This window comes from Rhizobium viscosum (genome assembly GCF_014873945.1).
Lineage (GTDB): Bacteria > Pseudomonadota > Alphaproteobacteria > Rhizobiales > Rhizobiaceae > Rhizobium > Rhizobium viscosum.
The window spans coordinates 1,829,786-1,855,149 of the sequence record NZ_JADBEC010000002.1; the positions used below are offsets into that span (position 1 = coordinate 1,829,786).

Genomic DNA, 25,364 nt, shown 5'->3' on the forward strand with positions numbered 1-25,364 from the left:
GCGCGTCCAACGGAGGAAGTTGGCATGAACGAGCAGTTCCTACGGCTGCAAGGGGTTGTTCTCAATAGCCCTTTGTTGCCGGTCCTCCTGGATGATTGGGAGAAGGTTGCTCTGCCAGATTCCTGGCTCGTGACTGGGGCGATTGCTCAAACGGTATGGAACCATCGGGTGGGGCTCCCTCTGCCTCATGGCATCAATGACGTCGATATCGTCTATTTCGATGCCAACGACCTCTCTGAGGATGCCGAAGCGGAACACGCAGCTCGAATACGCAACGCCTTTTCCGAACTGGGCGTTTGGATCGATGTGAAAAATGAGGCAAGAGTTCACCTCTGGTATGAGACGAAATTCGGCTATCCGATCAAACCCTACCTGTCGACCGTCGATGCTATAGCGACGTTTCCGACGACGGCCACGGCGGTTGGCCTTCGCCCCAGCAATGGCCGACTCGAGTTTTGCGCTCCCTTCGGCCTTTCCGATCTCCTTGATGGTATTGTCCGTCCGAACAAGAGCCAGGTCAGGCAGGAGATTTACGAGCAGAAGGTCAACCGATGGATCAAAATATGGCCAAAGCTCCGTGTAGCGCCTTGGGCTGAGGAAGAAGAATGAGGAGCTTTATCGGTACCGATCCCGCTCCGGCGGGAGGACCCGACTCGGCGATGCGTTTTAAACGCCGAGGTCGCCGATCTGTACGTTCAAAGTTCCATTCGCATGATGCATCCTCAATGAAGGGCAGCTGCTGTGATCCGAACTAAGGTCGATGCGCTGTGGTTTAAGTGTTGCTCCGCATATCACCTGCAGCTTTTTCCCGCCTCTCAGACGGTGTCAAAGCTCGTCGCGCTGCAAGACATGATCGAGCGCGAGTGCGATGGTCCGCTGTTGCGGGTGCCCGCACAGGGCTTGCACATGACGGTTGTGACATTGCTCAATGCAGCAAGCCAACTCAGCACATCGAATGACGAGGTCTGGAGTTTGAAAGGCAAGGGGTGGCAGGAAACCATAGAAAGGTCGCTCAGCGCGACATTTCCCTTCGACATCTGTTTCCGTGAAGTCGCCGCATCAGAAGCCGCTATTTTCCTGATGGCGCAGGAGCCGCCGGAGCTGCGGCGGCTTCGTTCAACCATATCCGCTGCCGTTTCGTTCGAAGATTGGAGGCCGAAACCACCGCGTATAGGTCACATAACGCTATTCAGGTTCTCTGCGGAAGAATGGCTGTCTATGCCAAACATCGATGCCGGGTTGTTGCCCATCGAATTCAAAGTGGAAACCCTCCAGTTAGTGAAAGAGCGAAGGTACCCAAGCGTGGAGGTCGACATGCTCGGGGAACTCCCATTTCGGGGCGCGAGCATGTCGTGACATTCGCCGCGGCGACATCCGACTTCCATCGTCAGGCGTGGAGCGGCCTTTCCCGATTTGGCGGCCGCCGGTAAAGGATCAATCCTGTCGTGTGGAGTGATCTTCGATGGCCGCGATATATCTCGCGACCGATCGCTCGACGACACGCGATCCGTCATGTTTGATCGTCCTGCCTGAAAATCCGCCGTAGATCGCCTCGAAGCGGTATGGACGCACCGCTTCTCCCATGCCCTTCACTGTTCGGGCATTTAACGGAATGAGGTTCGGGAAACTGCGCATGAAGCTTACATATCTGCGATCGAGTGTTACCTGCATCGTGTCCCCGGTGAACAGCGCGCCGCGACCGTCTTCCAGCCAAGGGCAGTAAAGCACCGAACTGCCGGCGAAATGGCCGCCGCAGCGGATCAGAGTTGCCTGCTTCAAACCAAGGATTTCACTCGTCCATGGACTGAGTGCCGGGCCTGACCTCTGGACCCATTCGCCATCATCGGCATGAACATAGACAGGCACATCGCCAAAAGCTTCACTCCACTCTATCATCGACGCATAGAAGTGCGGGTGCGAAACAGCGATGGCCGCAAGGCCGCCCAGAGCAGCAACTGTCTTTCGGCTGGTCTCGTCCAGAAGGCTGAGGCAGTCCCAGAGAATGTTGCCGTCCGGCCCTTCGATGAGGAAGGCTCGCTGACCGATCCCGAACTCCGGTGATAGCTGAAGAGAGTGTAAGCCTTTGGCTTCCTCTATCCATTGTACTTTGTGGGTCGAGCTGAGGTCCGCCATGTTCGTCCACGCCTGACCTGATGGCGGCACGAACTGACGATCATCTTCGCAAACGGGACAGGCAGATGGCGGCTCTGCGCTCTCGCCGAACTGAGTGCCACAGGCGGTGCAGATATGATATGTCATTGCTCAGCTCCCATTGTTACGCGCTCACAGTGAGAGCCGCTCAACCACTTGGTTCATGTCGTCGCAAACATGTTCCGCGCCCGCGGCCGCGAGGCACGAAGCGAGGCTGCCGTAGGTATGTCCACCGCCCGTGAAACCCAGAACCCTCATGCCGGCGCGCTTGCCGGCCATCACGCCGGCGACGGAGTCTTCGACCACGATCGTGTCGGCAGGATCAACCCCCATCTGCGAAGCGGCAAATAGGAAGACGTCCGGTGCCGGTTTTGGGCGCTTGACCTGGTCGACCGAAAACACGTGCGGTGCGAGCAATGGGAGCAGGTCCGTGCGTTCCAGATTTTCGCGAAGACTGACAAGCTCGGTCGAGGAGGCAACGCAAACCTGATCACCTCTTTCGACAATCGTCTGGATAGCCGTTGCCGCACCTCGAATTGGGGCGAGTTCGCCGGGAAAGCGACGCTGACATTCCAGCAAGAGATCATCAATCCAGCTTGTCGGCAGCTGCAGATTTAACTCAGTGCTCAATTGGCTCCATGCAATCCGGTGGGGAACGCCGGCAAATCGCTCCGCTATTGTCGCGGCTGTCGTCGGATGGCCAAGGCGGGTCAACGCTTCAGCGTCAACCGCGCAGAATATCGCTTCGGAATCAATGAGAACGCCATCGCAATCAAATATCACCAGCATAAGTCGGCCCGCTCACCCTTTCGTTCTGAACTGTCGCGTTGTTTCCGCAGGCATCCGGGCACAGCCATCGGCAAGTCTGCAGCGGAATGGGCAGCGAATGCCCAGTCGTAGCACAGGGGACGTGAATCAGATATCGGTCTAATCGATTGTGCGACGAGAGGTGATGGTTTGAGATCGGTTCTCTTCGATGTCGACGGTGTCCTTGTTTATGGCTATACAGCTCAAAAGGACCGGCTCCGACGCTGGGACGAGCATCTCCTGGCTGACCTCGGCATTGACCCTTCGGCCTTTCGTGATCTCTTTATCCGGCAAGTGTTCGAGAAGGAGGTTTTGACAGGACGGAAGGCACTTCTCTCCGCTCTGGAAGTAACCCTTCCGCAGCTGGGCTTTCATGGCTCTCCGTTCATTGTCGCGAGCTACTGGCTCAACCGTGACAGCCATCTTAACATTCAGTTGCTTGATGTCGTTCGTCACCTGCGACGAGCGGGAGGCAGCCGACTTTATGTTGCTACCAACCAAGAGCATATGCGAGCGTTCCACCTTTGGAACCGACATGGTTTCGAGAACATTTTCGACGATATGTTCCACGCTGCAAGACTTGGTGCGTTGAAACCCAATCCGGCCTTCTTCGAGCGCATAGCCAGTGTTCTCGGCCCACAAAGTGAGCCGCCCCTCTTTTTCGATGATTCAGAAGCGGTGGTGGATGCCGCGAAGGCCTTCGGATGGGAGGGGGTCGTCTACAACCAGCTTAGCGATTGTACAGGTCATCCCTGGGTATCAAGGGAATTGTCTAGATAAGGCACAAGCCTCTGAGTTGTGGTCGTTCCCGTTGCGGCCGCGGCAGCTTGCTCCCCACGGTGGAATGTGGCCGAGTGTCAGGCCATGGGAGGAAACGGATTGAAATGACCACTAACTCGGAGGAGCGCAATTTGGCGCTCCGGATAAGAACCCACGGGATCATACTTGGAACCGAGCGTTTCGAAGAATGCGTACGTTTCTATCGAGACTGACATAGGTCGACGGGCCTTCGACTATGAGTTCGGACGAACGTATATCATCTGTTACTTTGCACCTGCGGTAATTATCATACGATTTAAAACGCTAAATAATCACAAAAATCAGTTGCTTGCTCGAAGTTTCTCGACTACGTTTTTCACAGGATAGTTCCGAAATAACCGGCCCTCGCCGGTGATACTCAGCAGTCGTTTGACCTCGCTTGAGGGAGGATGATGACGTTGTTTGTCCGACTTCATTTCTTCGCAACGGTGGAGCGAATGCGTGATCTCGTCTCGATCCGATACCGACCTACGACGGCAATCTGACGCGTCGTAAATCCTTTGTTCCACTTTTCTAAGATGGTGCTCCCGTATGGCGCGCCCGAGGTTTGTTATGCAAAAGCAAGCTGTCGTATTCAATGGTCAGGAAGTCGGGATCGCGGTCCCTGTCGAAAACCGCCTCAAATTCATCGCTGTCCGCTTCAATGTCATCGACTTGGACAACAGGCTCTTTGACACGGTTACTGAAATCCGGCGCGCCATTACAGAGCATCTCGCGTCTAGCGGTCGTGCGCTCACCTCTCACTGAGTGGGAGGAGATATTCTTCAACGCAACGGCACAACTGGGATTGCGGGCGCACTTACGAAACCCTGCAAAGCTAAGCCGAAGAACGACGTCACTCGCACTTGGCCTACCCTTTGCAACCCCGGCCATCGCCGGGCAGGCCAAGCGCTGATCTACATCACCTGGGGGTTCTTCCCCCGTCATGCATCACGCCGCCTACTGGTTGATCATTGTCGGAGAGATGCTGACCGGGATTCTCTGTGTCTTCGGGGCAGGTAGGCTCATCGCGGCGTCCAACCGGCCCCAAGAACTTTTCTCAAAAGCGAAGCGGACGGCAACTTTGGGACTGACGGTTGGCATCGTCGTCTGGTTCTTTGGCTTCATGACCGTCGCTGCCGAATGGTTTCTGATGTGGCAATCACAACAGTGGAACGGTGTCCAAGCCGCATTTCGATTTATCGTATGCATCGCCCTGGTCCTGATTTATTTGAATCAGCACGATCCAGAATGAGGACACCGGGTTGTGGGTTTGATCCCAACAAGGCGAGCAGTCCGGACCGCTTGCTGAAGGGTCGAGCAGTCGGATTGAGCGAAGCGCCGATCTTCAATCGGTAAGACGGATAGGGGGTGGGCAACGCGGCGACGCTCAGGTTGCGTTGAAGCGGCGAAGCCGACAAAGGCCTGGCAGCATCTGGCGCTGGCGTCGATGTGTGAGCGAGACAGCGCTCCTAGCGTCAAGCAACCAGCAGCAATCAGGCCCAAAATAGATAGGTTTCGACTATACCAAGCCCGCCGCCATCGACATGCAAAACCTCTCCGCTCACGAAGCGGTTCGCCATCAGGAAGAGGATCGCCTGGGCGATATCTTCCGGTCGGCCGATGTTGCGGGTGAGCAGGGTCGAAGCGGTTGTTCGAGCACCTGCCGCTTGGCCTCGCCCATCAGGCCGTCGAGCAGATCCGGCAATTATATAGTTGCACCGCGGTCAATGGGCGAGCGTTACGATGAGAGAAAGTCGCTTAACTTCTGATATGGAATGGCGGGAGAGGATCGCAAATCTCTATGACGAGATACGTTCTGGTTCGGACGCGGTTGCTGCCTGGAGGCTTTGGTGCGACACCCGTTCGACCCTGTTTCGCGTGACGGTTCAGCTTGTACCGGAAGCATCGGAACGGACAACGTGGGCACAGTGCGGCTAAGCCTCATTCGTATCGACGCCCAAAGCTGCATCCCGCCACTCGCCGGCCATGACAGCAACGGTAGAGGTGTCTGCGCTCGGAAAGCGCTGACATCGCTTGCAAAAAAGACATGCAACGCACAGCGTTGAGATTCCCGGCTGATGTCATCCGCGAGAGGCAAATATAGAGTTCACCCTATCTCGGCTCCGAGCAGGCCCCGCCCCGCGACCGGATGGCGATGGTTCTCTCGGCAATCCGACACATGCGGCAAGCGCTATCCCCATGTCACGTTTGTTCGCGGATTACATGAAAATGATCCTAATTGATGAAAATCAAAGAACGGGACACTTCATCTGGCAGACACTGATCGGCGCGATCGAGTTGGTCGGATCGACGTGCATCTGCGTTCGCACCAAACGTGGAGCGGGATGCAGAAAACCGCACACTTTTTGACGTCCCGCTCCGAGGGAGCTCTGTGATGAATGAAATTGCTCCATGACGAAGAAGAGCTTGATCATCGTTGCGCTGGTCCTGGTGATGGCAGGCGCCGCTTATGCCTTCGTCACCTTCCGCAGGACCGGTCTGCCGGCGGGCATCGCCAGCGGCAATGGAAGGATCGAGGCCGTGGAAATCGACATAGCGGCGAGAACGGCGGGACGGATTGCCGATATCCTCGTGAATGAAGGCGATTTCGTCGCGGCGGGGCAGGATCTCGCCCTCATGGACACCGAGCAATTACGGGCACATCGACGCCAGGCCGAAGCCGAATTGCGCCGAGCCAAGATTGCCGTCGGCACAGCGAACAGTCTCGTCAAGCAACGGGTAGCGGAGCAGGAGGCAGCCGTTGCAATTGCCGGGCAGCGGCAGGCCGAACTCGATTCCGCTACGACAAGATTGAACCGGTCCGAGCAACTCGCTCGTTCAAGCACAATTTCGCAGCAGATCCTGGACGATGCCCGGGCAACCTTCCAGAGCGCCACAGCCGCGATGGCGGCGGCCAAGGCGCAGGTGGCGGCGTCCGAGGCGACCATAGGTTCGGCGCAGGCGCAGGTGGTAGATGCGGAGGCGGCAGTGGAAGCCGCCGAGGCGGCAATCGAGAGCATCGACGCCGATATCAACGACAGCACGCTCAGATCGCCGCGTGCCGGCCGCGTGCAGTACCGCGTCGCCCAGCCGGGCGAAGTGTTGTCCACCGGCGGACGAGTGCTCAATTTCGTCGATCTCGGCGACGTCTCCATGACCTTCTTCCTGCCGACCGAACAGGCGGGGCGCGTGCCCATCGGGGCTGAGGTTCGCCTCGTGCTCGATGCCTTTCCCCACTACGTCGTACCGGCAAGGGTGACATTCGTCGCCAGCGTGGCGCAGTTTACCCCCAAGACCGTCGAGACGCAGGACGAGCGCCAGAAGCTGATGTTCAGGGTCAAGGCGAGAATTGATCCTGACTTGCTGCAGAAGCATAAGGAGTTGGTCAAGACGGGTCTGCCAGGCATGGCCTACGTCAAGCTCGATCCGCAGGCGGAATGGCCGGAAAGCCTCGGGAACCTTGTGCAATGAGCGACCAGGCGAGCAAGGGGACGCCGTATTCGGTCGTCGCGAGGCTCGAAGGCGTGGGCCTGTCCTATGGCGGGACCCGCGCCCTAGACGGGATCACCCTCGATGTTCCTTCGGGATGCATGGTGGGCCTGATCGGACCAGACGGGGTCGGCAAATCGAGCCTCCTCTCCCTCATTGCCGGCGCCCGGGCGCTGCAGGACGGCCAAATCGATGTGCTTGGCGGCGACATTGGCAATGCGGCCCACCGTCGCCTCGTTTCCCCGCGTATCGCCTATATGCCGCAAGGTCTGGGTAAGAATCTCTATCCGACGCTTTCGGTCTTCGAGAACGTCGACTTCTTCGGCCGCCTGTTCGGTCAGGACAAGGCGGAACGCGACCGACGCATCGCCGGTCTGCTCAAAGGCACGGGCCTTGCTCCGTTCGTCGATCGACCGGCGGGCAAGCTCTCCGGCGGCATGAAGCAGAAGCTCGGCCTTTGCTGCGCCCTGATCCATGATCCGGACCTGCTGATCCTCGATGAACCGACGACCGGCGTCGACCCTCTGTCGCGACGACAATTTTGGGAACTGATAGATGAGATCCGCCTCGGCCGCACCGGCATGAGCGTCATCGTTTCCACCGCCTACATGGAGGAGGCCGCCCGCTTCGACTTTCTGGTGGCGATGGATGCCGGCAGGATCCTCGCGATCGGAACGCCCGACGAAATCCTCCGCAGAACCGGCGCCTCCAATCTCGACGCGGCCTTCATTGCGCTTTTGCCGGAAGAAAGGCGCGCGGGTCACCGGCAGATCGTCATTCCACCGCGATCGGCTGAGGCGGATGGTGAGATTGCCATTGAGGCGGAGCACCTGACGATGCGGTTTGGCGATTTCACGGCCGTCGACAATGTGAGCTTCCGTATCGTGCGTGGCGAGATCTTCGGCTTTCTGGGTTCCAACGGCTGCGGAAAAACCACGACCATGAAGATGCTGACGGGGCTTCTTCCGGCGAGCGAAGGAAAAGCGCGTCTGTTTGGCAAAGACGTCGATCCGAATGATATCGAGGTGCGTCGCCGCGTCGGCTATATGTCTCAGGCGTTTTCGCTCTACACCGAGCTGACCGTGCGGCAGAATCTGGAGCTTCATGCCCGCCTTTTCGGCATGCGGCCGGACGCGATACCTGCACGGGTCGAAGCCATGGCAGAGCGCTTCGATCTTTCGACTTCTATCGACGCCATGCCGGACGCGTTGCCGCTTGGAGTGCGCCAGCGACTTTCCCTTGCCGTCGCCATGGTTCACTCGCCGGAAATCCTGATCCTCGATGAACCCACTTCGGGCGTGGATCCGATCGCTCGCGACAATTTCTGGGAGATCCTTTCCGGCCTTTCCCGCACGGACCACGTCACCATCTTCGTTTCGACGCATTTCATGAACGAAGCAGCGCTTTGCGACCGGATCTCCTTCATGCATGCGGGCAAGGTCCTGGTCAGCGACACGCCGGCGGCGATCATGGAAAAGCGGTCGATGACCACGCTTGAGGAAGCCTTCATCGCCTATCTCGAGGATGCCATCGGCGAACAGACGACTGGCACGGAAAGCGAAGTCATTAGTACGGCTGAAGCAACCACGAGCGCTGCGGAAATGCAGGAACGCGCGCAGCGGTTTTTCGATCCTCGCCGGATGCTCGCCTATAGCAAGAGGGAGGCCCTTGAACTGCAACGCGATCCGATACGGGCAACGCTCGCCCTCGTCGGCAGTCTTATCCTGATGCTGGTGATCGGCTATGGAATCAACATGGACGTCGAGAATCTCACCTTCGCCGTCCTCGACAGGGACGACACCAGCATCAGTCGCGAATACGCCCTGCAGATTGCAGGATCGCGCTATTTCGACGAAAGACCCCCTATCACCGACTACGACGATATGGACAGACGCATGCGCAACGGCGAACTCAGCCTCGCGATCGAAATTCCCCCTGGATTTGGCCGGGACGTTTCGCGAGGCAACAGCGCCGAGGTCAGCGCATGGATTGATGGTGCGATGCCGACCCGTGCCGAAACCGTGCGGGGCTATGTGCAGGGCGTGCACGCGACCTGGCTGACACAGAAAACGCGGCAGCGCTACGGTGCGGCCGCAACGATCGGAGATTTCCAGCTTGAGATCCGTTATCGATACAATCCGGACGTCCGCAGCCTCGTTGCCATCGTGCCGGCGATCATCCCGATCCTGCTCCTGATGATACCGTCCATGCTTGCCGTGCTCAGCGTTGTTCGCGAGAAAGAACTTGGTTCGATCATCAATTTCTACGTCACGCCGGTGACGCGGATCGAATTCCTGCTAGGCAAACAGATCCCCTATGTACTGCTTGCAACATTCAACGTGATCCTGCTGACAGGCTTCGCGATTTTCATCTTCCGCGTACCCTTCACCGGCAGTTATCTGGCCTTCGGAGCGGCGGCGCTCCTCTATGTGATCGTGACGACGAGCATGGGGCTGGCGATCTCGACATTCGTGAGCAGCCAGATTGCGGCAATCTTCGGCACCGCACTGATCACCGTTATTCCCGCTGTGCAGTACTCGGGGCTGATCGATCCCGTGTCCTCGCTCCAGGGGTTCGGAGCTTTCATCGGCAACATCTTCCCGACGACCTATTTTATGACGATTTCCCGCGGATCCTTCTCGAAAGCGCTCGATTTCAGCGATCTTGCAGGATCCTTCGTGCCCCTGATCATCGCTATCCCCGTCCTGCTCGGCTTTGGAGCGGCCTTCCTCAAGAAACAGGCGGGCTGAGCATGCGCATCGCCAATGTCTTCCACCTCGGCATCAAGGAGCTGCGCGGGCTTGCGCGCGATCCCATGCTGCTTCTTCTCATCGTCTACTCTTTCTCACTATCGATATACACGGCCTCGAATGCGACACCGGAGACCTTGAACAACGCGGCGCTTTCCATTGTCGACGAGGATCAGTCGCCGGCCTCCTCACGTATCATCACGGCGTTCTATCCTCCCTTTTTCATCGTGCCGCCGTTGATCTCGCGATCCGAAATGGACAGCCGGATGGACGCCGGCCTCGATACCTTCGCCCTCAACATTCCCCCGTATTTCCAGCGGGATCTGCTTGCCGGCAGATCCCCGGCGATCCAGCTCAACATCGACGCCACGCGCATGTCGCAGGCTTTCACCGGCGGCGGCTACGTGCAATCGATCGTATCCGGCGAGGTTAGTGAATTCGTGAACCGTTACCGGGCAGCACCGGACCCGGCGGTCAATCTCGTCCTCAGAGCGCGGTTCAATCCGCAACTGGATAAGGGATGGTTCATGCCCATATCCAGCATCATCACCTCGATTACCATGCTGTCGATTATTCTGACGGGGGCAGCACTCATTCGCGAGCGCGAACATGGGACGATCGACCATCTGCTCGTGATGCCGGTCTCACCCGTCGAAATCATGGTGAGCAAGATCTGGTCAATGGGACTGGTCGTGCTGGTCGCCGCCGCCTTTGCGCTCACTGTCGTCGTCCAGCAATTGCTGAACATACCCATCGAAGGCTCTGTCGCGCTTTTCTTGAGCGCGACGGCGCTGCAGGTCTTTGCGACCACCTGCATGGGCATTTTCCTTGCGACGGTTGCCGGCTCCATGCCGCAGTTCGGCCTGCTGCTGATGCTGGTGCTGTTACCGCTGCAGGTTCTCTCCGGCAGTATGACACCGCGCGAAAGCATGCCAGAGTTCATCCAGTATATCATGCTCGCAGCCCCCAACACGCATTTCGTGATTCTGGCCCAGTCGGTCCTTTTCCGGGGAGCGGATCTTTCCGTCGTCTGGCCGCAATTCATCGCTCTCCTGGTGATCGGCGCGATATTGTTCTATTTTTCACTGCGTCGCTTCCGCCAGATTCTGCGATAATCGGACCGAGCGGTAATGGAGCCGTCGGCGAGGGTCATCCGGGACGCCACCAGTCCGTCCGGAATTTTTCCTAAGGCGGCGGTTCGATCAGGTGGATCATGGCGCTTTGCGGCAAGCACGGTGTGAGCAATGCCAGCATTTATAAATGGAAAGCCAAGTTCGGCGGAATGGAAGTGTCGGAAGCCAAGCGGCTGAAGACACTGGAGGACGAGAATACGAAACTGAAGCGGCTCCTGGTGGATGACCTGAGCAGCTTTCTGGCGTCTCAAACCAGCTATCTGCCATCCCTGGGCGAGCTGTTTTTGGAGGCGGCAATCGGCTAGCCGCTCCTTGCCCTTTTAAGCGACAAATTGTTTGCCGGTGAGATTTTGGCTGGGCGCTGGGAAAAGCTTTCCCTCTAACAAAATACTTGACTTTCCCGGCCATTGGCCGTACAATCGCGACAAGGAGAATTGCCATGCCCGAACCAGCAACCGCATCGCGCCCGCGCGTCCGCAATGAGCGTCTCGAAACCCGCGTCACGGCCGAGCAAAAAAACCTCATCGAACAAGCTGCCGCTCTGCAGGGCCGGTCCGTGACGGATTTCGTTCTGACGAGCGTGCAGGAAGCCGCTCAACGCGCCATCCAGGAACATCAGCGTCTCGATCTTTCCGTCCGCGACAGCCAGACCTTCGTCGAGGCGTTGGTCAATCCGCCGTCTGTCAACGATCGACTGCGCGAGACGGTGCGCCGCTATCGCCAAGCCACTGGTGTCTGACTCGTGACTGATGTTGCCGACAGTGGATTCCATGTCGAAGTCCTTAACTCGAAGCACGACCGATCTCGGTTCGATTGCGGCGTGGAGGTGCTCAATCGATATCTCAGGGTCCAAACCGGTCAGGATGCCCGCAAGAACATGGCTGCGGCTTTCGTCCTACTGTCAGCCGACGAAAGCATTGCCGGTTATTACACCTTGTCGGCGACGGCGGTGAGGCTCGCTGAACTGCCGGAGGAAGTGACGCGCAAGCTGCCGCGTTATCCGTTGGTGCCGGCGACCCTGCTGGGCAGGCTCGCCGTCGATCGCCGTCATCGAGGCAGGGGCTATGGCCGGTTTCTCCTGGCCGACGCGCTCTATCGATCCTTGCGCAGCGAGATCGCGTCGTTTGCGGTTATTGTCGACGCAAAAGATGATGGCGCTCGCCAGTTTTATGAGCGAGAGAGTTTTCTCCCGCTACCTCAGCAACCAATGAAGCTGTTCTTGCCAATGGCGAGCATCGAGGAGCTATTTCAGTAGGACGCTATATGCGAGCGTCAACTTCGGACAGTCAGACGTAGCAGGTTAGATGACCTTGGGTGGTCGCAGTGCGAAACCGTGGCAGGAGCCCAGCGAACAGTCGCGACAGTGGTCTGCGTTCCGCCAAATGCCAGTTTTGCACTACGTTGCTAGAGCGGCGCGAGGAATGGAGGGAGCGTCTGCGCGGGTCACATGGTCGAGTTGCGAAGCGCCAGGCGAAACCCAGCGCCTATGAGCACTTTATCCTGCCCCCATTGCTAGACGCGCGCCTGTTTGTCGAACGAAACAGCTCCTCGTCCGCTTGAAGCCACTTGATCACGTCGTCGGAGACGGTTGCGAAGTTCGATAGGCTGCCCTCGATTAGGGTTCGAATCCCGTAGAATGTGATGAGGTCCCGGGCGGAAACCCGAAAAAACAAGCCATCGTCGGTGGGCAGTATGACCGCGCATCCACCCTCAAAACTCAGAAACCTGTCGGATCCTTCGCAGAGGATCGATCGGCAGAGTTCCTTGATCTGCGTGCAGATTTTCTCGGCGACGTTTGGCGCGTGTGCGACGGCGACGAAAGTCTCGGCGACATGTTTGTACATCGGAACTCCTTTTCGGCCGTCTTCGGCTCAGTTGCTTCATGATTTATGTCTTGAATAGAAATTCCATTCACACGGACCCCAGTTCGGGCGCGTGCGATCTCGAAAATGTGGGTCGCCCGTATCCGGCGCGGCAGATCTCGTCAGGTCGGCCCAAGACACCAAGCCTGTTCGTGTTACGGGGCGATCAACGGATGTGTAGGGTGATGTGCGGTGACATCTCTGGTTTCCGGCTCGGGGAAGATCTATCCGGATCGACGGCATCGACGCCTGCGCTGCCGCAGTAGACGTTTGAGTAGACGCCGAAATGGGAATGGCCTTGGCCGCACCGTGCGGGCCGCTGGCGAAAGACTACTCAAATGGCTGCTCGGCAATTCGCATGTCGCCTGCAAGCGTCGTCTCACCGGCCCCTGAAGATCGGCTGGATACGGGCTGTATTGCCCCGGGGCAGAGACCTCGGCCTTGAAATGGTCCGTGTCGACGCGGCGAAGCCAAAGATGCACGTCACGCGCTTCGTGCATCTGCGAAAATCTTCGATGTCTCACCGCTCGAGCTTTTTGTTTACGACGGCCCCACAGTTCCGGGGCAAGACAGCGGAAAAGTTCGAGACCGCGGGCGCTTGATGCAGCAGGTCGAAGAATTGCCGCTCGGCAATCTGCTCGACATCGTCCAGGCATTCCTGGTGACACATGCGACCGGGAAAAAGGACAGCCCTTCTTAAGAATTGCCGCCCCGGCGTGCTCAGTCGCCGCTTTCGAAGGCAGCCAGCAAGGATATGACCCGCGGCCTCATCTTCTTCGGCATTGCCATGAAGGCGTCAACGAGCCTCTGGCCCTGGTCCGTTGCGACGAACTCCTCGCGCAACACGGCCTTCCTGTCCAGATCCTCGTTGCCCGCTGTCGCAGGTTCCTGCAGGCCCTCGAAAAAAAACGCCATCGGCACGTCGAGCATCTGCGCCATCTCATACAGCGCCGAACAACTCACGCGATTGGAACCGCGCTCGTATTTCTGGATCTGCTGGAAGGAAACGCCGACCGCCGCACCAAGCGCGGTTTGTGACATCCTCAGTTGCTGGCGTCGTTTCTTGATACGTTTTCCAACCACCATGTCTACCAGATGGTGGCGCGCCTCATCGCTTACGGCATCGTTAACGACCGATAGAGATCCCGCTAAGGCATTCTGTTGCATGCACGGCGCTCCCGGCTGGCCAGATGATCTGGCAATCGAAACGCCGGGGAGTTGGAAAAGCTGTTTCGTCAGCAGCCCCCGTGGACTTTAGCGCGAACGCCTCTTGCATACTCCACAGGCTCCCCGACCTTTGATTGGTCGCGAAGAAGTCGCTCATAGCGCACAACAACGAAAATGGGGTTTCCACGCCCCAAGACGATCAGATCGCCTGAGTTGCACACTATCAACCCGATTCACGTTTGAAAAGAACCTTAAGACAACGTCTTAACAACTTAGGCGAGAAAGCGCTTGTGGTGCAGCCCTCACGAGTCATCCACTCCATTGCCGCGATCCGTCTCGGAGACGATCATGCGCAGCAGGTAACGCACGAAATTCAGCTCGTCGCTCGGCGGATAGCGCCGACAGACTTCTTCGACCGCTTTCAGCAATTGCGCCGTCTCTTTGTGGACGGTCACCATCATGAAACGGCGCGCGTCGTCGGCATCCATTGTCGACTTGCCGCGACCAGCCACTGGCTCGGTTCCCTCACGCCGCTGCGGGCGAGGATTTGCGATCGCCTGCCAAGCTGCCCCTCCAGCAGAGAAGCGATTGAGAAATGCGATATTTGTCGCGATGCAATCGCAGGAGGTCACGTGACACGCTCGCAGCCACGAGCTGGATTGGGACGCTATTTTCTTCCGCAACCGTCTCTATCAGGTCGAACTGGTAGCCTCTGCGACGCATCATCGCGAGGACACGTGGATAGGTCAGGAAGACAACGCCGCGGGCACCAAGTGCGAGCAGGCATTCCAGGACACCGGTCATGAGCAGGTCCGAGGTGCCGATGCCGTTGATGGTCGGCGCATTGCGGGCTGTCGCGCACCTCGTCCATTCGAAGGGATACCGTTCCGCCGGCAGGGTGGCCATGAGGTGCGGACAAAACTCCGCGGCGAGGTACGGGAAGGATGTCGGCAGAAGGCGCGAATAGGCGACAATACGCTTCTCATGTTCGAGGATCAGATGGATTGCCGAAGGACCATCGAACTGATCACGCTCGCGTCTGTCGGCTCGACGCACCGCTTGCCACCCGAGTTGCTCGACGAAGCGGGTGTGGCGAAATAACCAAACCCGGTCCATCAATGCTGGATCGTCATACTCATGGATGATTTGCAACATAATTCTCACTCCGGCTGCATGTGCGAACAATGCAACCGGTGATAAGGGAATACTATCCGTAATTTGCCGTGGTTTTCAGTGCTGAAGGCCGCGGCGAAATGCTTCGGCGACCAGCTGGGCTCTATTTACTGCGGACAGCTTCCGCTGCAGGCTCCGAATATGGTCCTGGACGGTGCGTGGCGAGCGTCCAGTGAGGCGTCCGATCTCTCTGTCAGTCTTTCCGGCTACACACAGTGTCAGGCATTCGCTTTCGGATCTGGTAATGTGTGGTGGCAGACCGGGCGGGCGCCGGAGCGGCTCCAGTTCGTTAAGCCGGCAATAGGCGCGTTCTGCAACAAGTTCCAGGAGCTTTGTTTCTTGTCGTGTCATCGATTTTTGCGCGCCAGCGACGGAAAAAATTCCCCCGAAGCCCGTTGTTGAGTGCAAAGGGATCGTCAAGCCATCGACGAGGCCGAAATCACGGGCTTCCTCCATGATGCGTCTGGCCTTTGCCGGCAGGGCTCGTTGATCCAACGCCTTTGACCAGATCACCGACTTGCCGGTTTGGCGAACCAAATTGGCGACAGGGTCGGCGTGGAAATAATCGAGTTTCAGATAGCGTTCAAACCAGGCCTTCGGCCATTGCTGCCATACGAGAAATGTATCGAGCCGCTCATGCGGCAAAGGCAGGAATGCCATCGCGACATAATCGATGCCGAGGCATGATGTGACGCGCTCGACGCCCTGGACAAGCTCGGCGCGATTTCCGGCCTGGTCGCAGCATGCAAGAAACTCGACCAAAATATCCGTGAGAAACGGATTCACTGGTTATCCTTCTCAAGACCACCTTCGACACTCTTGGGTCGTCGCGGCTCTCCGCAGAATTAGTGATACATCACATAATTGCATCGCATTAGTGGAACTACCTGTATTTGTATTTGCGTGGCGCCTACATGTAAAGGGTGGTTGTGCATCGAAGTAGCCAAAGAAATAATACTTTGTTTATCAATATGTTATGCATGCCTGCGGATAAACTGGGGCAGTCCCACGGTATCAAAAGGGAGATGTCGCGTGCGCTGGCATAGAACAAGGTTTGAATGATCGCAGCGGTCTAGCTCATTGACCGGGTATAGAACCGCCTTGTCGATTTTGATGAACTAGATCGGCTTCGTCATCGTTATGCTCTTGATTTAGAGTATCTCATGGTTGAGGGGCGATTAATACGCGGAGCCCTCGGAGAAGGCGATACCCTACAAATCGTGGGTCTCCGCTCTATAACCCATTTCGATTCGCTCAACTAACAACGGTGCACTGATGATACCGTGGACCGGATATTTCTTTTCCTGATCAGAAAGGTCTCGACTCAGCATCACTTCCGTTTCACCATTCCATAACCACCAGGGCCCCCGCCGCCGGTCCCTATCCCGGGCACTGGTCCGAAAGATGGGAAAGACGGAATTTGCATCGGTGACGCTACTGTTTCCGACGTTTGCCACTAGGCCTTCGTCAACTGCTTTTTGGACAGGAAAAAAGGCAGAAAACAACACCGGAGAGGCAACCACTTTGCTGAAATTATCAAGTCGGTCAGCGTAAAAGCCATCAAACACACGGAGCAAGTGCCCATAGCGCAAATGCTTATGAGTGACCTGGGCGTAGGAAACTCCCTTCGATGTTAAAATTTGAATTACGTCCCCAATTTTAATGCGCTTAGCCATATTAGAATCCTGGATATTTTGCGTTTCGTAGTAATGTGGCGCCTTTGATCAGAGCCCGTTCATAGGTTGTCGGATTCTTTATTGCTGAAATTGAGTTAATCTTATTGATCAACGTGCCACCATCGGGGATTCCTGATAGCGAGGCAGAGCATCGTGAACCCTCCTACTTGGCGATCAACCCCGAGGGCAAAGTGCCGGTCTTACTCGTTGACGGCAGGCCTCTCACAGAAGTCGCGGGGATTCTCTTCTATTTGGCCCGACGCTTTCCATGCGGGACTACTGCCCATAGACGATCCAGAAGCAGAGGCACGTGTTGTGTCGTGGATGTCGTTCCTAGCTTCAGCAGTGCATCCAGCCCGGCGGGGAGGATTGGAGTATGCCCTGGACGTTTATCGGATCGTAGAAAGGCGGCCGAAAAACACCGCTTACGCACGGCCGACGGCATCCGCAATTACCGCCTGATCGCTCACAGGAACGACGTGAGGTATGGACGGCGCAACCGGCTCCAGGGCTGCGCTAGCGGAAAGCGCGTTTCCGCCGGTCGCTCGAATTGCGCCACATGACGCATCCAAACCCGTCGAGGTTGACGTCGCTGCCGGATCAAAATTTATCGGCAGGTTGGTGGAGCCCTTGATGTCCCAAAGAGATCGCCATCTGGGTCGTGCCACACGCCGCGAGATTAAAGTTGCAGAGCAGGCGTAAAGAAAAGCTGCTCTGGACGCGGGCCACCAACCCGGATGCGAAGCGTTGAAGACTGAGGGCCTGAGGCGGTCACGCACGATTCAATATTAATCCTCGCACTTCAACAGGGAAAGGTCGCAATCTAATTCGCCGCTTTCCGGTTCCATTTCACGGGGGGCGTTAATTCGAATCTCGTCAAGAGCGTTGTTTGATATTGCTTCACTACAAATGATACCTTATGTGTAGGTACGTTCCTACATGGAGGCGGTCTATGAGCATTACGAGTTTATCTAGCCGGGAGTTGAACCACGACGTCAGTAGGGCAAAGAAGGCCGCCCAAAACGGACCTGTCGTTATCACAGATCGCGGGAAGCCGTCCCATGTGTTGATGACCTACAGCGAGTTCCAGCGCCTGACCGGTAAGCGCCGCAATCTGGTTGAAGCTCTTTCAATGCCCGGTTTGTCGTCCATTGATTTCGATCTACCTCGGGCCGAAATCGCGCCTCGCGGGGTCGATCTGTCTTGAAGCATCTGCTGGATACGAATGTCGTCTCGGAGTTGCGCAAAGTTGGCGACGGGAAAGCCGATCCGAATGTTACGAAGTGGGTGGCTGCGCAAGACTCCAACGACCTGTTCATTTCCGCGATTACGATCCTAGAACTTGAGCGTGGGATATTAGGCATCCAGCGTCGCGACGCTAACCAGGGTTCTCGCTTGCGGCGATGGATGGATAGCCGGGTTCGCCCTGAATTTGCTGAGCGAGTTCTGCCAATTGATGACGCGATAGCTACGCGTTGTGCCCACCTACATATTCCAGACCGCCGTAACGAGGCTGATGCTTTGATAGCCGCTACTGCGCTGGTTCATGGATTAACTGTGGTCACACGGAATGTTCAGGATTTCGATGGTACAAACTTGATCATAATCGACCCCTGGCTGGACTGAACTCGGATCGGACACAGACGAGAAAACGCCCCTTCGCAAAATCCTAAGATTTCTTCAGACTTGTACTGGATCTAACGTTAGCGGATCGTATCCGTTCAGACCTCGATACCCCGAGCTTGCGTGTTGCGAAGGAACTCGAGGAACAGGTCGACAACTCCCGGCTCGATTTTGAAGACAAGAACCATGCGCTGGTCTCGACTGCCAATCCAGTCCGGCTGGAGCGCATGGTAGCGAGCCATTTTCTTCGATGCATCGATGGCATAGAGATGGTAGCGTTGCGTGCTCCTGCCGGCAGAATCGCAAAACCGCCGCTTCTCGCCTAACGACAGTTGTGAATCGATCCTAACGGATCCAATCACCGTGCGATCAGACCATTCACCGCATCACTTGCCTGCATCTCATCAAGCACTGCACGGAAAGGCTTCCGGCGCCAGCGTCAGTTATGCCGTACCAGCCATCATGGATGGCCGGCGGAGAAAGCTGTGTTCCCATAGAAACTCGCCCATGAGGTGTGCCGAAGTTTCGCACAGCCGGGGCGGGTATCAACTGGTGTGGGAAAATAATCCACATTATGAATACTTGAAGTTTCAACGATCTATGGATCAATCGCGTGCATCCCCAAATGCCATTCATCAGGCTGACCGGCTCGCCATTCGAGCGAGGCCGTCAACAGGGTTCCCTTCTCTTGCAGTTGGTTCTTGAGGGCTTTGCCAGGCTGCGCAGATCGACGACACCGGAGCAATGGCGCCGCGCCAAAAGCATGGGGGCGAAATCCTTCGCGCACCTTCGTGCCGTTGCGCCCGATCTAACGGCGGAGTTGGAGGGTCTCGCCGAAGCAAGCCGCCTCGATATTCTCGACGTCTATCTCCTGTCCTGTTTTGAGTATTTCGACGAAGGCCGGACGGGTTGCACCTCCGTTGGTCTGCAGACGAGCGACGGGATTTTTGTCGCTCAAAACTGGGATGCACCGACGTGTCGCAGCGAGGAACTCGTAACGCTCGTTCATGACGACCCAGAGCGTCCCTTCGTCACGATAGCCTCGGCGGGAACGCTTGGCTGGGTCGGCATGAATGGCGTCGGGCTTGCCTTCGTCAACAATGATCTCATCGTCGACAAGAGCCAGGAAGGGGTGCCAAGTCTGGCGATCCGGCGTCTCATGCTCGCTACGGGATCGGTCGGTGAGGCGCTCGAGGTCCTGAGGAAGAGCGACCATCTGGCCGGACGCTGTTTTGTCATTGGCGATGCGACGGGTTCCCTGTCAGCAGCGGAAATATCGCCGTCTGCCGGCGTTGCGGAGGTTACTTATCCAGTCATCCGGCATACCAACCACCCACTCCTGCCTGCGATTGCCGTGTGGGAGGACATCGAAGCCGTCGCGCAACTCTACCCGTCGAGCCGTGAGCGGCTCCGAGCGGCAAACCGCCTGCCGCTGGAGAGCGCCCAGGATATCGAGGCGCTCCTCAGGGACAGGGTGGGTGCGCCCGACGCCATATGCAAATCCGCCTCACAGCGCGAGGATACCGAAACCGCCTTTTCAGTCATCTTCGACTGCCGTCGGCGGGAGGCGATGATAACGCTCGGGCGGCCAGACAGAGCGCCTTACCGGCGTTTCAGGCTCGAGGTACGAGCCATGGCCTAGGCTGCGGTTGCGACTTCCATGCCGTACTTGCGGGCATAATTCGCAAAATGGGCGGCGAGCTCCTCGGCCCGCCCTTCGCAATCCTCTGGCCCGTATGCTTCGCAGTCATAGCCAAGAACATCGCGCAACACTTCGGCCGATCGGCCGGTAAAGCGGACTGTGCCGTCGTCGTCAACGCTGTCAATGCCGTCGAAGCGCTGGCATTGCCTGTTGATGTCTATGGCGTCTTCGAGAGTCAATTTACCGGGGAGGTCAATGAGAAGCCCGGTCGGTGAAACCCGGACGGGATAACCGCCGACGAGTCCCAGCGGTCCCGGGGCATGCACTACCTGGCCGGAGCGGTTTGCGAGCGCAAGCAACATCGCAGTCGCAGATGACGCCGTCACCGACTGACCGGCAAGCCCTTTGAGCCGACGGAAGCGGCCTGCTACCAGCGAGAAAAGCACGTCGTGATCAATCTCGGACCTCGGAACTTCAAGCCCGTTTGCGTAGATGGTCAGATGATAGGGCGCGCCATCAGTCCCGCCAGTGCTAGGCATTCGGTAACTGAGGTAGTGCTGGGCAAAGAAGCGAACCTCGATCGACGATGGATCAAGCGAAAGCATGTGAGCGGCAGCGAGCCGGATCCCAGGGACCGCATTGGCGATATTTCCGATTCCGACTGCGGGCGCCAGTCCTTCGGCCGCGAGCGTTGCGTTGACAACATCAGGATAGGACGCGTTGACGACCGTCGCTCGGCTGTTTGCCATTCGGACAGATTTCATGAGGCGACGTACGAGGACCTGGTGCATCGGCGTCCAGATACCGCCTCGGGCCTCATCAAGCCTCTTAAAAGCTTCGGTCGGCAACTTCGTGATGACCCACCAGCTGTGCAAGGTTGCTGCGTTGAAGATGATGTCCGGCTTCAGCCGGTCGATCGCCGCCGCTGTGGCGTCGATGTCCATGAGGTCGATAGCTTCAATTTCTACCGGCTTGGAACGTCCGAGATTCATTGCGGTGTATCGAGCCAGATTGACGCGGTGCAGCGCCTTCTCCGGGTTACGTACGCCGACGACGAGTGCAAGCCGTGTGTCGCTTTGCAGCAGAAAATCAAGAACGTCGCCACCGAGAACGCCTTGACCGAGGATCAGCATCTTCGGGGGTTCGGCATGTCTTGTCATGGTCACTCCTCCTTTTGCATCCTAAGGGTTAATTGCATTGATGACACATCAATAGATTGTATAATGGGTCGGCTTGTTGTAAATTGCAACTGAAAATTATCCATCGCTGAAATGCAGCCGAAAGTAGTTTGTCACATGTGCGCAGACAGCCCAGAAGTGGTCATTGACCTGGATGCGGTCCAGCGAAACTTTGCGATTGCGACCTCGATCGCCGGCCCGGATGTGGGCGTAGCTGCGGTGGTCAAAAGCGATGGTTACGGTCTTGGTCTTAACAGGCTGATCGAACCTTTGGTCGCTGGCGGATGTCGAACCTTCTTCGTGGCCGATCTCTCTGAGGCATACCGTGTGCGTGATCGCTCGACGGAGGCGACCGTCTTCGTATTGGCCGGAATGAAGCGCGACCATGCCGAGCCCTGTCGCAAGAACCGGTTCGTTCCAGTATGCAACACGCTGGCGGAAGCAGTCGCCGCGGCGGAAGGGCGTTGTGACTACGCACTTAATCTGGAAACCGGATTTTCGCGCTTCGGACTGGGACCTTCCGATGTGCGAAGCCTAATGCACCGATCCCTTCCTCAACCTGTACTGGTCATGAGCCATCTGGCATGCGCCGATGACCCGGCCAATGCGCTCAACGAGCTGCAGAAAAACAGGTTCGTCTGCTTTTCCGAACTGCTGGGCCCGACGCGGCGTAGTCTGGCAGCATCGGCAGGATTGTTCCTCGGGCCGGCTTACCTTTTCGACCTCGTACGTCTTGGATCAGCCCTTTACGGCCTGAACACCACAGACCTTGTCCCAAATCCGTTTATGAATGTCCTCAAGCTGCGAGCCTGTCTCGTCGATGTCAGGCACGTTCACGCGGGCGCGACTGTGGGCTACAGAAGCACCTTTCGCGCGAGCCGACCCACACGTCTCGGTATACTCTCCATCGGCTACGCGCACGGTCTGGCCTGGTCTCTTTCAAACAGAATGATTGTGGAGATCGGATCCCATGTTGCGCCGCTCGTGGGCCGGGTTGCCATGGAATATGTCGCGATCGACCTGACGGACGTACCGGATCAGCTTTGCCGGCCGGGACAATGGGTCGAGTTGATCACGAAGGATCGGCCTGCCGATGCGATGGCACGTGCTGGCGGCACTGTTGCGCAGGAAGTGATGCTGCGTGTCGGGGCAGCCTGCCGCCGCTCTTACCTGGCCATAGAGCATGGGAAGGAAGCATGAGGCTCGAACTGCCGCCAAGGCTGTCCATCCTGCTTGCCGCCGGCCTGTTTAGTACGGCTGGTTTCTTCATGGGCTTTCTCGACATGAATGTGTGGGCGATCCTGTTCTGGCGCAGCTTGTTTGCACTGGTCTTTACCTCAATCTTCGTTGCGATGCAGAAAACCTCGCTCGCGCTTCTGCGCTTCGATCACGCGGGGCTTCTTGCGGCAATTCTCTCGGCTGCAGCAACGCTCGCCTTCATCCCGTCGCTGCGATTGACGTCAGTTGCAAACGTCGCTGTCATTCACGGTGCTCTGCCCCTGATCACGGTCATCCTGTCCGGATTGATCCTCGCGGAACGGGTAGGCCGCCGAACGGTCGGCCTTTCCTTGTTGGTGGCCTTCGGCGCGATGATCATCCTCGCGGGCTCTGCATCGTCGGGCATACGACTGGCCGGCGACGGGCTGGCTTTGATTATGACGATCTTCATGGCCCTGATGACCATCGCCTTCAAACGCTCACACGTCCTTTCGGTCCTTCCGATGGTGGGGCTTTCGAACGCAATTGCCATGCTTGCGGGCGCGGCTATGGCACCGGGCCTTGCTCTTGACGCCGAACAGGCATTCGTCATTGCGTGCTTTGCTCTCTTTCAAATCTCGTTCGGCCTGATCCTCTATGCCAAAGGTGCGCGTATGCTCCCGCCGCCCGAGACAGCCTTGCTGTCACTCTGTGAAGTTCCTTTGTCGACGCTGTGGGTCTGGCTCGCCTTTGATCAACGACCAGCCCTACAAACAATCGTCGGAGGGGGCATCATCCTCATGGCGGTGATCGTCCACCTGATGGCGCCAAAAGACCGAACGGTGCGAACGGAGGAATGAGATTGGCCGACCCCACACTGGAAATAATCCCGCTGGCGGATCTGGTCGGAGGCTACGGAGGGATAGTCCTTGATGTTTTCGGGGTCATCCATGACGGGATGTCGGTCTTCCCGGAGGCATACGCAACCCTTGGTCTACTCCGAAAGGAAGGCATTCGAATCTGCCTTCTGTCCAATTCACCCCGACGATCCGACGAGGTCGCCAAACGTCTAGAGGCGATGGGGATCGGGCGCGAACTGTATCACGGGCTGATCACATCAGGCGAGCTCGTCTATGAGGCGCTCACTGAATCTCCCGAATTTCCAGCAGGATCCACCTATTTTCACCTCGGACCGGTCGAGTTGGCCGAGCTCTTGTCGGCGCTGCCAATGAATGCGTCGATGAGTATAGGGGCGGCGGACTTCATACTCACGACCGGATGGCCCGAAGAGGACGCGATGACAAGCAAGCTTCTTCATGCCTGCATTGCCCGCAAGCTGCCGATGATCTGTGCCAATCCGGACTTCGAGGTTCTCATCGGTGCCAGGAAGGTCATTTGTGCGGGTGCGCTCGCGCGCGACTATGAAATGCTTGGAGGACGCGTTATCTCTTACGGGAAACCTTATCGGACGGCTTATTCAAAGGCGTTGGAGGTTCTTTGCCTGACTGGGGAGCAGGTTCTTGCGATTGGAGATAGCGTTGCCACCGATATTGTCGGCGGCAGGCGAGCTGGTCTCGACACTGCACTCGTGCTGACTGGCGTCCACAAGAATTGCCTGACCCGTGACGGTAAGATGGACCGTATCATGCTCCGAGATCTCTTCCGGCAGCACAGCGTCGCGCCTGATTTCATTCTTTCATCGCTTGGCTAGGCATTGCGGTAGCGGCACTGATCTAGGAGGAGATACGGCGCTCAAGCTCCGCTCTCAAGCGGATTGAGTTGAGCCTCGATGTCTCGAACCTCACGTAGAAGCAGGGTGACGAGCTCGGGAATACGCTCTCTTGTCAGTCGCGCGCTCGTCAGGTTGATCGCAATCGATGCGACAGCGTCGCGGCCGGGCGGCAGGATCGGCACGGCGATCGCGGAAATCCCGGCGACAAGCTCTCCGTCGTCAAGGGCAAATCCGGTCTCGCGGATTTTCCTGATGTCGTCCTTGACCTTCCGGACGGTCAAGTCGGCATATTTTTTGAAGAGCGGTTCGTTGGTCGCAAGGACAATATCGATCTCCGTCTCGGGGAGGAAGGAGAGGATTGCCTGGCTTGCTGGGCCGACACCCATCGGGATCTGGCCGCCGACATGGCCGGTGAGGCTATCGATCATATAGGTGCCTTGCTGACGGTCGACGCAGACTGCATTGAAACCGGAGCGGGCCATCAGGAAGACCGGATCGCCCGTTGCTGCTGCAAGGCGCATCAGGGCAGGGCGGGCGAGCTGGCGCAGACCCGTTCCATCGGCCGCGGTCGCACCCATCGCAAACAACGCAAGGCCGAGCCGATAGCGCTTGGTTTTCCTTTCGCGGTCAACGAGCCCGTGACGTTCGAGCGCCGTGACGATGCGATGGACGGTCGGCTGCTTCAACCCCATTGCCTCCTCGATCGATGTCATCGTCAGTCCCGTCTGCCCACCCTCGCCCAGGAGCTTGAGGATCGCCACTGCCCTATCGAGCAGTTGCGTGCCGGTCGCGGTGACATCTTCTTTCGCCATGTCGGTCCTCATTTCGCATTACGTGAGATTCCTTATACGACATGGTGCTGTTGTAAACGCTTGTGAGGACACCACCAGGCACACCAAGTGCGTCAGCACCTGTAGCGCGAAAAGGGACACGCCGAGCCTCAAGAGCGATAGAGAGGCCCCAGAAATTGACGTACAATCCCT

General features: G+C 57.5%; 29 protein-coding genes and 1 pseudogene. 19 read left to right on the forward strand and 11 right to left on the reverse strand.

What is annotated here, in order from left to right:
* Positions 1–24 precede the first annotated feature (24 nt).
* Together H4W29_RS29285 and H4W29_RS29290 are read left to right on the forward strand one after the other, a co-directional pair.
* Positions 25–609, forward strand: a complete 585-nt coding sequence (locus tag H4W29_RS29285) for a nucleotidyltransferase family protein (protein WP_192732268.1) — start codon at positions 25–27, stop codon at positions 607–609.
* A 132-nt stretch (positions 610–741) separates the two neighbouring features.
* The gene (locus tag H4W29_RS29290) at positions 742–1,356 is read left to right on the forward strand and encodes a 2'-5' RNA ligase family protein (RefSeq protein ID WP_192732269.1); all 615 of its coding nucleotides are present in this window, start codon (positions 742–744) and stop codon (positions 1,354–1,356) included.
* A 78-nt stretch (positions 1,357–1,434) separates the two neighbouring features.
* Here the strand turns inward: H4W29_RS29290 and H4W29_RS29295 are convergent, their stop codons facing one another.
* Together H4W29_RS29295 and H4W29_RS29300 are read right to left on the reverse strand one after the other, a co-directional pair.
* On the reverse strand, positions 1,435–2,259 hold the full coding sequence (locus H4W29_RS29295) for an MBL fold metallo-hydrolase (protein ID WP_192732270.1): 825 nt from the start codon (positions 2,257–2,259) through the stop codon (positions 1,435–1,437).
* 24 nt (positions 2,260–2,283) lie between these two features.
* Positions 2,284–2,940 carry an HAD family hydrolase gene (locus H4W29_RS29300; RefSeq protein ID WP_192732271.1) on the reverse strand — a complete coding sequence of 219 codons (657 nt, stop codon included), beginning with the start codon at positions 2,938–2,940 and terminating at the stop codon, positions 2,284–2,286.
* A 168-nt stretch (positions 2,941–3,108) separates the two neighbouring features.
* On the opposite strand from H4W29_RS29300, the gene H4W29_RS29305 reads away from it, so the two are divergent.
* From H4W29_RS29305 to H4W29_RS29310, 3 genes are all read left to right on the forward strand, one after another.
* Entirely contained in the window at positions 3,109–3,738 is a 630-nt protein-coding gene (locus H4W29_RS29305; protein WP_192732272.1) for an HAD family hydrolase, read from the forward strand.
* A gap of 570 nt (positions 3,739–4,308) precedes the next feature.
* Positions 4,309–4,524: a hypothetical protein gene (locus H4W29_RS34595; RefSeq protein ID WP_246517505.1), complete on the forward strand. Its 216-nt coding sequence runs from the start codon at positions 4,309–4,311 to the stop codon at positions 4,522–4,524.
* A 178-nt stretch (positions 4,525–4,702) separates the two neighbouring features.
* Positions 4,703–5,011, forward strand: coding sequence for a DUF2165 domain-containing protein (locus tag H4W29_RS29310; protein ID WP_192732273.1), 309 nt, complete (start codon positions 4,703–4,705; stop codon positions 5,009–5,011).
* A 241-nt stretch (positions 5,012–5,252) separates the two neighbouring features.
* Here H4W29_RS29310 and H4W29_RS29315 read toward each other — a convergent pair whose 3' ends face one another.
* Positions 5,253–5,468: an SDR family oxidoreductase gene (locus H4W29_RS29315; RefSeq protein ID WP_192732852.1), complete on the reverse strand. Its 216-nt coding sequence runs from the start codon at positions 5,466–5,468 to the stop codon at positions 5,253–5,255.
* Between the two features lie 703 nt (positions 5,469–6,171).
* On the opposite strand from H4W29_RS29315, the gene H4W29_RS29320 reads away from it, so the two are divergent.
* The 6 genes and pseudogenes from H4W29_RS29320 to H4W29_RS29345 all read left to right on the forward strand — a co-directional run bounded on the left by H4W29_RS29320 (position 6,172) and on the right by H4W29_RS29345 (position 12,386).
* The gene (locus H4W29_RS29320; RefSeq protein WP_192732274.1) at positions 6,172–7,230 is read left to right on the forward strand and encodes an HlyD family secretion protein; all 1,059 of its coding nucleotides are present in this window, start codon (positions 6,172–6,174) and stop codon (positions 7,228–7,230) included.
* The gene (rbbA, locus tag H4W29_RS29325) at positions 7,227–9,998 is read left to right on the forward strand and encodes a ribosome-associated ATPase/putative transporter RbbA (RefSeq protein WP_192732275.1); all 2,772 of its coding nucleotides are present in this window, start codon (positions 7,227–7,229) and stop codon (positions 9,996–9,998) included. The genes H4W29_RS29320 and rbbA overlap by 4 nt, the downstream gene beginning before the upstream one ends.
* Before the next feature lie 2 nt (positions 9,999–10,000).
* Positions 10,001–11,113, forward strand: a complete 1,113-nt coding sequence (locus H4W29_RS29330) for an ABC transporter permease (RefSeq protein WP_192732276.1) — start codon at positions 10,001–10,003, stop codon at positions 11,111–11,113.
* A 104-nt stretch (positions 11,114–11,217) separates the two neighbouring features.
* Positions 11,218–11,355, forward strand: a pseudogene (locus H4W29_RS29335) (transposase); the annotation flags it as partial.
* A gap of 215 nt (positions 11,356–11,570) precedes the next feature.
* Positions 11,571–11,870 carry a type II toxin-antitoxin system TacA family antitoxin gene (locus H4W29_RS29340; protein WP_192732277.1) on the forward strand — a complete coding sequence of 100 codons (300 nt, stop codon included), beginning with the start codon at positions 11,571–11,573 and terminating at the stop codon, positions 11,868–11,870.
* 3 nt (positions 11,871–11,873) lie between these two features.
* Complete coding sequence (locus H4W29_RS29345; RefSeq protein WP_192732278.1) at positions 11,874–12,386, forward strand: GNAT family N-acetyltransferase; 513 nt, start codon at positions 11,874–11,876, stop codon at positions 12,384–12,386.
* 229 nt (positions 12,387–12,615) lie between these two features.
* On the opposite strand, the gene rctB is transcribed toward H4W29_RS29345, so the two are convergent.
* From rctB to H4W29_RS29375, 6 genes are all read right to left on the reverse strand, one after another.
* The gene (gene rctB, locus H4W29_RS29350) at positions 12,616–12,975 is read right to left on the reverse strand and encodes an SMa0974 family conjugal transfer regulator (protein WP_192732279.1); all 360 of its coding nucleotides are present in this window, start codon (positions 12,973–12,975) and stop codon (positions 12,616–12,618) included.
* A 738-nt stretch (positions 12,976–13,713) separates the two neighbouring features.
* A complete protein-coding gene (locus H4W29_RS29355) occupies positions 13,714–14,160 on the reverse strand; it encodes a helix-turn-helix domain-containing protein (protein ID WP_192732280.1) in 447 nt (148 codons plus the stop codon).
* 302 nt (positions 14,161–14,462) lie between these two features.
* Positions 14,463–14,672, reverse strand: coding sequence for a hypothetical protein (locus H4W29_RS29360; RefSeq protein ID WP_192732281.1), 210 nt, complete (start codon positions 14,670–14,672; stop codon positions 14,463–14,465).
* Positions 14,673–14,685: 13 nt separating this feature from the next.
* Complete coding sequence (locus H4W29_RS29365) at positions 14,686–15,315, reverse strand: acyl-homoserine-lactone synthase (RefSeq protein WP_192732282.1); 630 nt, start codon at positions 15,313–15,315, stop codon at positions 14,686–14,688.
* Positions 15,316–15,390: 75 nt separating this feature from the next.
* Entirely contained in the window at positions 15,391–16,119 is a 729-nt protein-coding gene (locus tag H4W29_RS29370) for a helix-turn-helix transcriptional regulator (RefSeq protein WP_192732283.1), read from the reverse strand.
* Positions 16,120–16,544: 425 nt separating this feature from the next.
* Complete coding sequence (locus H4W29_RS29375) at positions 16,545–17,009, reverse strand: hypothetical protein (protein WP_192732284.1); 465 nt, start codon at positions 17,007–17,009, stop codon at positions 16,545–16,547.
* Between the two features lie 113 nt (positions 17,010–17,122).
* Between H4W29_RS29375 and H4W29_RS34890 the strand changes: the two genes are divergently transcribed.
* The 5 genes from H4W29_RS34890 to H4W29_RS29400 all read left to right on the forward strand — a co-directional run bounded on the left by H4W29_RS34890 (position 17,123) and on the right by H4W29_RS29400 (position 20,274).
* On the forward strand, positions 17,123–17,572 hold the full coding sequence (locus tag H4W29_RS34890) for a glutathione S-transferase N-terminal domain-containing protein (protein ID WP_376776614.1): 450 nt from the start codon (positions 17,123–17,125) through the stop codon (positions 17,570–17,572).
* 389 nt (positions 17,573–17,961) lie between these two features.
* A complete protein-coding gene (locus tag H4W29_RS29385; protein ID WP_192732285.1) occupies positions 17,962–18,216 on the forward strand; it encodes a type II toxin-antitoxin system Phd/YefM family antitoxin in 255 nt (84 codons plus the stop codon).
* Positions 18,213–18,635 (forward strand): type II toxin-antitoxin system VapC family toxin, encoded by a 423-nt coding sequence (locus H4W29_RS29390; RefSeq protein WP_192732286.1) that lies wholly within the window; start codon positions 18,213–18,215, stop codon positions 18,633–18,635. Before H4W29_RS29385 ends, H4W29_RS29390 begins: the two co-directional genes overlap by 4 nt.
* 116 nt (positions 18,636–18,751) lie before the next feature.
* Positions 18,752–18,958: a hypothetical protein gene (locus H4W29_RS29395; protein WP_192732287.1), complete on the forward strand. Its 207-nt coding sequence runs from the start codon at positions 18,752–18,754 to the stop codon at positions 18,956–18,958.
* A 299-nt stretch (positions 18,959–19,257) separates the two neighbouring features.
* Entirely contained in the window at positions 19,258–20,274 is a 1,017-nt protein-coding gene (locus H4W29_RS29400; protein WP_210332386.1) for a C45 family autoproteolytic acyltransferase/hydrolase, read from the forward strand.
* Here the strand turns inward: H4W29_RS29400 and H4W29_RS29405 are convergent.
* Positions 20,271–21,407, reverse strand: a complete 1,137-nt coding sequence (locus tag H4W29_RS29405) for an NAD-dependent epimerase/dehydratase family protein (protein WP_246517506.1) — start codon at positions 21,405–21,407, stop codon at positions 20,271–20,273. The genes H4W29_RS29400 and H4W29_RS29405 overlap by 4 nt on opposite strands.
* 162 nt (positions 21,408–21,569) lie before the next feature.
* Here H4W29_RS29405 and alr point away from each other — a divergent pair, with 162 nt between their 5' ends.
* From alr to H4W29_RS29420, 3 genes are read left to right on the forward strand one after another with little or no spacing between them, the layout of a single operon-like run.
* Positions 21,570–22,652, forward strand: coding sequence for an alanine racemase (gene alr / locus H4W29_RS29410; RefSeq protein WP_192732290.1), 1,083 nt, complete (start codon positions 21,570–21,572; stop codon positions 22,650–22,652).
* Positions 22,649–23,509 carry a DMT family transporter gene (locus H4W29_RS29415; protein ID WP_192732291.1) on the forward strand — a complete coding sequence of 287 codons (861 nt, stop codon included), beginning with the start codon at positions 22,649–22,651 and terminating at the stop codon, positions 23,507–23,509. The genes alr and H4W29_RS29415 overlap by 4 nt, the downstream gene beginning before the upstream one ends.
* A 2-nt stretch (positions 23,510–23,511) precedes the next feature.
* Positions 23,512–24,360, forward strand: coding sequence for a TIGR01459 family HAD-type hydrolase (locus H4W29_RS29420; protein ID WP_192732292.1), 849 nt, complete (start codon positions 23,512–23,514; stop codon positions 24,358–24,360).
* A 41-nt stretch (positions 24,361–24,401) separates the two neighbouring features.
* Here H4W29_RS29420 and H4W29_RS29425 read toward each other — a convergent pair whose 3' ends face one another.
* A complete protein-coding gene (locus tag H4W29_RS29425; protein ID WP_192732293.1) occupies positions 24,402–25,193 on the reverse strand; it encodes an IclR family transcriptional regulator in 792 nt (263 codons plus the stop codon).
* Between the last annotated feature and the right edge of the window lie 171 nt (positions 25,194–25,364).